Genomic DNA, 8,960 nt, shown 5'->3' with positions numbered 1-8,960 from the left:
CACCGGCTCCCCCTTGATGTGGACGCCATGGAGCGCGCCGCCGCATGCCTGGTGGGCGAGCATGATTTCAAGAGCTTCTGCAAGGTGGCCTCGGCTGTGGGCAAGCCCACCTGCCGTAACGTGCATGCGGTTTCATTCGCTCGTGAGGTCCAGATGGGCGAGGAGCTCATCGCCTTCACCATTACGGGCAACGCGTTTCTGCACTCTATGGTGCGGACCATCGTGGGAAGCCTGGTAGAGGTCGGCTCCGGCCATAGGGACGAGGCCTGGCTTTCAGGGGCGCTCGCCGCGTGCGACCGTCAAGCCGCCGGTCCCACCGCGCCCGCTCGCGGCCTGTGCTTCATGGAGGTCTCCTACGACGATGGCGTGCTGTCCGTGTGCCCCGATGCGCGCGCGTAGCGCCGTCTTGTCGAAGGTTTGTGTAACCCGCTCGGCCGCGCGGTTCGCGCTCATTCGCGCGACGCCCTGCGATACCATGCTGCTGGTATAGCAGTAGCTGAAAGGTAGATGTGGTGCGTCGTCGTGTCCCCAGGTGCCCGCGCGTTTCCGTGATCGTGGCGGCCCATAATGCCGAAGGTCATATCTCGCGTGCGGTCGAAAGCGTCTTGAACCAAGGTTATGAGGACCTTGAGCTCGTCGTCGTCGACTGCGCATCGCGCGACCGCACGCGCTCCGTCTGCGAGCGCTTCGCCGAGCGCGATATTCGCGTCGAGGTCCTGTGCATAGAGGATGAATCGACGGATGCCGGCCGTCGCGCCGGCCTGCTGTCGGCCCGTGGGACCTGGGCGATGTTCCTCGATCAGAACGACTGGCTTTCATCGGGATACCTGCAAACCATGGTCGACGCCATGGTCGCCCATGACGCCCTGCTGGTCATTCCCGAGCTATCCATCGATGCCGAGCAACCCGATGGCGCTCGCGTTTCCACCACGATCTCCCATGAGCCCTGCAGCTGGAATACGCCCGATTCCTTTCGCCGCGGCGCCTCCGCTCTCATCGAGAGCGGCGTGCTTGCTTGTACCGCGGGCAAGCTGTTCGACCGAGCCCGCCTGCAGGACGTGTCGTGCGCTTCCGAGGGGGGCGGCGCCGATCAGGCAGCCATGATCGGCTATGTTCGCGACCTTGATCGGGCGGCCGTCGTCGAGGGCGCCCGCTATCACCTTACGGTGGCGCCCTCGCCCGCGCGCCCCGCTTTCGACCCGACGCAGTTCGCCCGCGCGCGCCGTGAGTTCGAGGCCCTCGAGGCCCTGTATGAAGCCTGGGGGTTTGCGGACGACGCCGAGGCCATGCGTCCCATCTACCGTCGCCACCTGCGCGAGGTCGTGCGCTGTATCGTGAACGCCGCGCTGGGGTCGGGCCGCGTGTCGTCCATCGAGCGCAAGCAGCGCGTCCAGGATATGGTGGATGACGACGCCACGCGCCGTTGCGTGCAGGCGCTTGAGGCTTGCAGCCACGAGTTCGGCTTGATGTACGCGCCCATCGCGCGTCGGAGCGCCATGGCGTGCTGCATGGGTGCTCGCATCCAGGATATCGTCGACCGCGCGCTCACGCCGCTGGGTGCTGCGGCAACGGGCCGCGCGCGCTAGGACCGCCGTTCGCCCGCGGCGCCGTCCAGCCATTCGATTGGTTTCTGTATATCCAATATCACCTGGGTGACAGTGCCGTGTCCAAATGAGTAACGAAACTTTCCTTATGCATGCTTCGACCGTTCACCCTGCTCGTTTGAAGAATTTGAGTCATAACTGTAAAATCAGTGCGGTGTCGACCGCACGTGGCTCGTCGGTATATATCTTCTGATACGAGCCGTTGTATGCAATCGGGGTGAATGGACCATGGCAAAGAAACGCAACGGACGCCAGGATGCGATTCGCGATATCGTGCGCAACAAGGATGTTCGTACGCAGCGCATGCTGGTGGACGAGCTGAAGGCGTGCGGCTTTGACTGCACGCAGGCTACGGTATCGCGCGATATCGCCGACATGGGGCTGCGCAAGCTGCCCGAGGGCGTGTACGTGCTGGCCGAGGACCTGCATCTTCAGCGCATGGTATCCGAGCTGGTGGTCGATGTGCAGCGCACGGAGAACCTGGTGCTCGTCAAGGCGCAGCCCGGTACCGCATCCGGTATCGCCGCGGCCGTCGATGCCGCGGAGCTGCCCGATGTGCTGGGGTCGCTCGCGGGTAACGATACCATTTTGGTAATCGCGCAGACCGCCGAGGACGGCGCGCGTTTCGAGTCACTGATCACCAAGCTAAGGAGCGTCCACAAGTAATGCCCGCCGTACTTCATATTCTTATGATCTCGTTGGTCCTGCTGCTTCCCATCGCGCTCGTCGCGTTGCTGGTCTGGTATTTCATCAGGTGGCGCGCCTCGCGGTAGCGCACCGTTTCCATCGACTCGCACAGCCCGTCGGTCTCCCATGAGGCCGACGGGCTGTTTTCGTACATGGGGGGGGCGTGATCGCGTTCGGGTACCGGGAAACCAAGGCGAAGGCGGCGATCCCTCAGGCACGCCGTGAATATAAAAACGCCGGCATCTGCGAGGATGCCGGCGTTGATAAGGGGCGTTCGCCTAGGGCGTGGGCGTGGGGGCGGGATCGGGCGACGGGTTTGGAGACGGCTGGGGAGCCGGGTCGGGGGAGGGCTGCGGCGCCGGATCGGGCGAGGGGCTGGGGCTTGGGTCGGGGGAGGGATTGGGAGACGGATCGGGCGAGGGGTTGGGCGAAGGTGCGGGCGCGGGAGGCGTCGTGCCGCCCGACGTGCCCTCGTTGGGCACGGTGTCGGTGCCCTCGGTCACCTCGTTCTCCTCTGTATTCTCCTCGTTCTCCTCCTCTTCCTTGTCCTTCTCGGTATAGCTACCGCCGGAGAACTTCCAGCTGCTGTTCGCCTTGTACTGCGGGGCGTCGCCGGTGGGGAACTCCTCGCGCTCGACGCCGGCGAGCGCGCTGTTCATGAATGCGCGGAAGATGGGGAGCGGCAGGTCGGCCGTGCCGAAACCCCGGAAGGACGCGTTGGTGCCCGAGCGGCCCGTCCAGATGGAGCACACGAGCTGCGGGGTGTAGCCGCAGAACCACAGGTCGGTGGTCTCGCTCGCGGTGCCCGCGGTGCCGGTCTTGCCGGCGATGGGCTGGTTGATGGAGGGGCGTCCGTACACGCCGGTGCCGCCGCCTACCATGACCATCTTGAGCACGTTGGTGATCGCCTCTGCCTGGCCTGCGGTGAAGACCTGTTTGGGGGCATCCTCGTGCTTGTAGAGGGTCTTGCCGTCGCGCGAGGTGATCTCGGTGATGGCCACGGCCTCGCGGTGGTAGCCGCCGTTGGCGAAGGCGGTGTAGGCCTCGGCCATCTCGAGCGGGGTGATGCTGGCGGTGCCCAGCGTAAGCGCGGGGACGTCTTGGAAGTTGGCCTGCTCGCTCTTGGTGTCGATGCCGAGCTCGCGGCAGGTTTCGATAATGGCTTTATTGCCAATAGCCTCGGCTACCTGCACGAAGCCGGTGTTCGACGAGACGGCGGTGGCCTGCGCCAGGGTGCGCGAGCCGTAGTTGTGGTTTCCGTAGTTCTGGAAGACGCTGCCCCACACCTTGAGCGGGGAGGAGCAGTTGAGCATGACGTTGGGGCTCATGCCTGCCTTGATGGCCGCGGCGAGGGTGAAGGTCTTGAAGGACGAGCCGGGGGAGCGGCGACCGAGTGCGTGGTTGACGTGGCTCTCGTTGGCGTTGTAGTCCTTGCCGCCCACCATGGCCTTGATATAGCCGGTCTTGGGGTCGAGGACGACCATGCCGACCTCCAGCGTATCGGCGCCCGCGTCGTTCATGCGCGAGACGGCGGCTTCTTCGGCCTTGGCCTGGAGCGTGGGGTCGATGGTGGTCTTCACGGTGAGGCCGCCCTTGAAGATCATGTCGGTGGAGAACTCCTCCTGGAGGAGCGACTTGACGTAGTCCACGAAGTAGGGGTAGGCCAGGATGCCGTTCATGGGGACGGCCGGGGCCAGGTTGAGCTCGATGGGCTCGGCTTGGGCGGCGTCGTGCTCTTCCTGCGAGATGTCGCCTGCCGAAAGCATGCGGTCGAGCACGAGGTTGCGGCGCGAGAGGGCGTATTCGGGGTTGACCGTGGGGTCGTACATCGACGGGGCGTTGGGAAGGCCCACGAGCATGGCGGCCTCGGCAAGGGTGAGGTCGGCGGCGTTCTTGGACAGATAGGTTTTGGCGGCGGCCTGGATGCCGTAGGCGCCGTGGCCGTAGTAGATGGTGTTGAGGTACATCATGAGGATGTCCTCTTTGGAGTAGACCTCCTCCATCTTGATGGCGATGAAGGCCTCGCGGACCTTGCGCTCGATGGTGTTGTCGAACTGCTCTTCGGAGAGGATGGTGTTGCGGACGAGCTGCTGCGTGATGGTCGAGGCGCCCTCCGAGCCGCCGGTCAGCTGCACGAGGACGGCGCGCATGATGCCGACGAGGTCGACGCCGTTGTGCTCGTAGAAGCGGACGTCCTCGGTATCGACGGTGCCCTCGATGACGTAGGGGGACACCTGGTCGTATGTGATGCTCTCGCGATTCTGGACGTAGAGGCTCGCGATCTCGTTGCCGTTGGCGTCGAGGACCGTGGTAGGTTCGCTGACCAGGTATTGGTTGGCATCCGTATAGTCGGGAAGGTCCGAGAGCCAGCGGTTGATATTGCCCATCATGCCGATGCCGAACGCGATGCCGGAGATCAAGAGAAACCCGAACAGGGAGCCCAGGATGATGGGGAGTGCATGCGTCTTGGACCGCTCGCGCCTATACCGCTCACGAGAACCCATAGATACCTCCTGTACGTTTCATGCGCGCGGACGCGCTGTGAATCATGAGGGAACTTCAAATACTATAGATTACCGCACCTGCCTGCTCGAATCCTTGTGTATCCTAGCCTGCGAGAAAGTTTCAGATAAGCGGCGCGCCCGGGATGCGGCGCGCGGGAAAGCGGAGGTTTGCCATGGGCGTGCGTTTACCGGAGTTGCTTGCGCCGGCCGGGTCGCTGCAGGCGCTCGCGGCGGCCGTCGCCGCCGGCGCCGATGCCGTCTACACGGGCGCGGGAGCCTTTAACGCGCGCGCGGCGGCAACCGACCTCTCGCTCGACGAGCTGCGCATCGCTGCCGGCCTGTGTCATGGCCGCGGCGCTCGCCTGTACGTCACCCTCAACATCTTCGTGCGCGATGACGAGCTGGACGAGGCGGTCGCGCTGGCGGCGGATGTCCTCGAAGCGGGCGCCGATGCGCTGATCGTGGCCGACCTCGGGCTCATCGCCGAGTTGCGTCGTCGTTTGGGAGACGTCGAGATTCACCTGTCGACCCAGGCGGGCGTGCATGCTTCGGCCGGCGCGCTCCTGGCCGCCCGGGAGCTCGGCGTCTCCCGTGTCACCTGCGGCCGCGAGCTCTCGGTGGACGAGATCGCGGCCATGGCGGCCACCGGCGTCGAGATCGAGGCGTTCTGCCACGGGGCCATCTGCGTGTGCTATGCGGGGGCCTGCTCGTTCTCGTCGCTTCGCCGCGGCCGCTCGGCCAACCGCGGCGACTGCACGCAGCCCTGCCGCCTGCACTACGGGCTCGCGGACGGCGCGGGGCGCCGCGTCGACGCGCGCGAGGGCGATCTGCTGCTGTGTCCGCGCGACTACTTGTCGATCCGCCATATCCCGCAACTCGTGGACGCGGGGGTGGGCGCCCTCAAGATCGAGGGCCGCATGAAGAACCCCGATTACGTCTTCAACGTGGTGGGCTGCTACCGCGCGGCCCTGGACGCGGTTCGCGACGGCCTGCCGGTGGAGGTCGACGCGCTCGAGGCGCAGCTCGCCCGTTCCTTCAACCGCGGGTTTACCACCGATTACCTGGACGGCTCCGCGGGCGCGGGCCTTATGAGCTGGGAGCGTTCGTGCAACCAGGGCCTGCGTGCCGGGGTGGTGGTCGAACGCCGCTACGAGGAGGTCGTGGTCGAGCTCGAGCGGTCGGTCGAGGCGGGCGATACGCTGGAGATCCGCTATATCCCAGGGGAGGAGGCGGCGCCGGATGTGCCGAAGCGCTGGCCCATGGTGCCGTGTCCGGTGACGGCCGCCGCCGGCGCGCGCATCGCCGTGCACTGCAAGCGCAAGGTCTCGTGCGGCAGCGTGGTGCACGTGGTGCGCAGCGCCGGCGTGCTGGCCCGCACGGACACGGCGGTCGCGACGGTGCTGGACGGCGTCCAGGACGCCGCGCCGCCCGCGCCGGACGCGCGCGCCGAGGGGATGGGGCCCTCTTGCGGTTCCGGCTCCGCCGCCCGCGCGGCTGCGCGTCCATGCGCGGATGCGGACCGCGTGCCCGCGCGGGCGGTGCTCGTCGAGACGCCCGAGCGCGCAGCGGCCCTGTTGGGGGCCGGCGGGGCCGAGATCCTTGTCCCGGCGTTCGCCGTCGCCGAGATGGGCTGCGGGGCATGGGGATCGTTGCTGGGCCGCTTGACGGTCCTGCTCGACGAGGTCTCCCGCGTCGGCGACGAGGCGTTCCAGCGCTCGCTGTGCGCGACGGCCGGCGCCGTGGCGTGCCGCAACCTCACCCAGGTGGCGTACGCCCGCGATGCGGGCGCGGCGTTCGAGATCGCCTCTCCGATTCCCGTGACCAACGTCGCGAGCCTGCATGCCTGCGCGGACCTGGGCGCCCGCCGCGTGTGGCTGCCCTCCGACATGGCTGTCGATCGGGTGGCCGGGTTGGCGCGGGCGGCTGCCGGGCGGGTCCTCGTCGGCGTGGTTTCCTCCGGGCTTCCGGAGCTCATGGTGACCGAGCACTGCCTGCTTACCGCCGAGGGCGCGTGCTCGGGCTCGTGCGGCGGGTGCGCGCGCCGACGCTCGGAGCGCTTTCTGATCGAGCGCGACGGCACCTGCCTGCCCGTGCGCGTCGACGTGCGCGGCCGTACGCGGATCTACGACGCCGAGCCGCTCGATCGCTCCGGTGACGTGGCGATGCTGGCTGCGGCCGGGGTGTCGTGCTTCCTCGAGGCGGACGAGGGCGCCTGCGCCTGGTAGGCGCGGCTTCCCGTATCGCCGCCGGACGACCGGCCGCCGGCTCGTTGCGCCTGCGGCCGGGGTTTGGTTTTAAAATGGCTGGCGCCAAGGCGGTCCAACTCGAGTAAACTAAAAGAATTGCATATTCAAGCACCGCTATGGACAACCAACCTGTGCGAGGGTGCTATCCGATTCTGCAGGAGGGCAGAGCATTGTTGTCAGTCGACGAGCAGATGCGCATCATCACCTCCGGTACGGCGAAGATCGTGCCCGAGGCCGACCTGAGGAAGAAGCTCGAGAAGGGCCAGCCGCTCAACATCAAGCTGGGCGTCGATCCCACGAGCCCCGACCTTCACCTGGGCCATGCCGTGCCGCTGCGCAAGATGCGCCAGTTCCAGGACCTGGGCCATCGCGTGACCCTGATCATCGGCAACGGCACCGCCACCATCGGCGACCCGTCTGGAAAGAACACCACGCGCCCCCAGCTTTCGCAGGAGCAGGTCGAGGTCAACGCCGAGACCTACGTCTCCCAGGCCATGAAGATCTTGGATCCCGAGAAGACCACCATCGTCCACAACGGTGACTGGATGTTCCCCATGGGCCTCAAGGAGCTGCTGGCCGTCGCCTCCAAGTTCACCGTCGCCCGCATCCTCGAGCGCGACGACTTCACCAAGCGCTACCAGTCCCAGACCCCCATCGCCCTGCACGAGTTCCTCTATCCCGTTATGCAGGCGTACGACTCGGTGAAGATCGAGGCCGATGTCGAGATGGGCGGCACCGACCAGCTCTTCAACCTGCTGGCCGGCCGCGAGCTCATGGAGAAGATGGGCATGGAGCCGCAGATCGCGCTCACCATGCCGCTGCTTGAGGGCACCGACGGCACGCGCAAGATGTCCAAGTCCTACGGCAACTACATCGGCCTGACCGACGCCCCCGCGGACATGTTCGGCAAGACCATGTCGATTCCCGACGAGATGATCGCCAAGTACTACCGCCTCGCGAGCTCCAAGACGCTTGACGAGGTCGAGGCCATCGAGGCGTCGCTCGCCGACGGCACGGGCGATCCGTACCAGCTCAAGCGCGCTCTGGCCCGCGATCTCATCACCACGTACCACTCCGCCGAGGACGCCGTGGCGGCCGAGGCCGAGTTCGACCGCGTCTTCAAGGAGAACCAGCTCCCCGAGGACATCGCCGAGATCTCCCTCGATCTCACCCCGGGCGAGGACGGCACGCTGTACCTCGCCGGCCTGCTGAAGGACGCCGGCCTGGCTCCGTCTGCGGGCGAGGCGCGTCGCCTCATCGACGGCGGCGGCGTGAAGATCGACGGCGAGGCCGTGGCTCCCAAGAGCTACAACATCGATGCCTCCCTGCTCAAGAGCGGCGTCGTGCTGCAGGTTGGCAAGCGTAAGTTCGCTCGCCTCGCCTAGTGCTCCGATAGGGGCGGGCGTTCCCAGCGCGCCTTGCCAGATCGTATCGAACCGGGTGTCGGCCCTCGTTGGCCGGCGCCCGGTTTTTTCACCCGAAGAAGGCCGTGGAAGCGCGCGCGTCCTTGCTCCGTGCGGTCCGTTGCGAATCGCGGCTCGCATGCGTTGCATGGGGCATCTGCCGCCGCCCGCGGGCCGATGTCGCTGCCGGCCCGTCGTTGCGCGGCATGCGGTATTCGGCGTCGCCGCGCCGTACGGGCTTCTCATTGGAATCGCTTCGCGGGCGCGGGATGTATCGCTCGTTGGGTACCATGGTTCATGGGGCGGTGCGCAGCGGCGCCGCCGATCCGCGTTTCCTGGAATCGGAACAAGGGGAGGGCCCATGATCAAATTGATCGCATCCGACATGGACGGCACGTTGCTGGACGAGCACGGCGAGGTTCCGCCGGAGACATTCGAGCTCATCGTCGCCTTGCGCGAGCGTGGAATTCATTTCGCCGCCTCATCGGGTCGACGCTACGACCGCCTGTGCCAGTT

Annotated in this window: 6 protein-coding genes and 1 pseudogene; 6 read left to right on the top strand and 1 reads right to left on the bottom strand. The window is 66.5% G+C overall.

Annotated features, from left to right (window positions below; genetic code table 11):
• From I2E26_RS06865 to I2E26_RS06855, 3 genes and pseudogenes are all read left to right on the top strand, one after another.
• Window positions 1-399 (top strand): annotated as a pseudogene (locus I2E26_RS06865) (tRNA pseudouridine(38-40) synthase TruA); the annotation flags it as partial.
• A 110-nt stretch (window positions 400-509) separates the two neighbouring features.
• Entirely contained in the window at window positions 510-1,586 is a 1,077-nt protein-coding gene (locus I2E26_RS06860; RefSeq protein ID WP_370551464.1) for a glycosyltransferase family 2 protein, read from the top strand.
• Window positions 1,587-1,832: 246 nt separating this feature from the next.
• Window positions 1,833-2,270, top strand: a complete 438-nt coding sequence (locus tag I2E26_RS06855; RefSeq protein ID WP_147588617.1) for an arginine repressor — start codon at window positions 1,833-1,835, stop codon at window positions 2,268-2,270.
• Window positions 2,271-2,569: 299 nt separating this feature from the next.
• Here the strand turns inward: I2E26_RS06855 and I2E26_RS06850 are convergent, their stop codons facing one another.
• Window positions 2,570-4,795: a transglycosylase domain-containing protein gene (locus I2E26_RS06850; protein ID WP_195420133.1), complete on the bottom strand. Its 2,226-nt coding sequence runs from the start codon at window positions 4,793-4,795 to the stop codon at window positions 2,570-2,572.
• 173 nt (window positions 4,796-4,968) lie between these two features.
• Between I2E26_RS06850 and I2E26_RS06845 the strand changes: the two genes are divergently transcribed.
• The 3 genes from I2E26_RS06845 to I2E26_RS09255 all read left to right on the top strand — a co-directional run.
• The gene (locus I2E26_RS06845) at window positions 4,969-7,020 is read left to right on the top strand and encodes a peptidase U32 family protein (protein ID WP_195420132.1); all 2,052 of its coding nucleotides are present in this window, start codon (window positions 4,969-4,971) and stop codon (window positions 7,018-7,020) included.
• A gap of 191 nt (window positions 7,021-7,211) precedes the next feature.
• Window positions 7,212-8,426 (top strand): tyrosine--tRNA ligase, encoded by a 1,215-nt coding sequence (gene tyrS, locus I2E26_RS06840; RefSeq protein WP_195420131.1) that lies wholly within the window; start codon window positions 7,212-7,214, stop codon window positions 8,424-8,426.
• Window positions 8,359-8,960, top strand: a 602-nt coding sequence (locus tag I2E26_RS09255) for an HAD family hydrolase (RefSeq protein ID WP_370551463.1), incomplete at its 3' end; no start/stop codon positions are given. The genes tyrS and I2E26_RS09255, both read left to right, overlap by 68 nt.

The sequence above is a fragment of the Collinsella sp. D33t1_170424_A12 genome, from assembly GCF_015554865.1.
Classification (GTDB): domain Bacteria; phylum Actinomycetota; class Coriobacteriia; order Coriobacteriales; family Coriobacteriaceae; genus Collinsella.
Note: the sequence above shows the minus strand (reverse complement) of the source record. Positions and strands in the feature narration are given on the sequence as shown.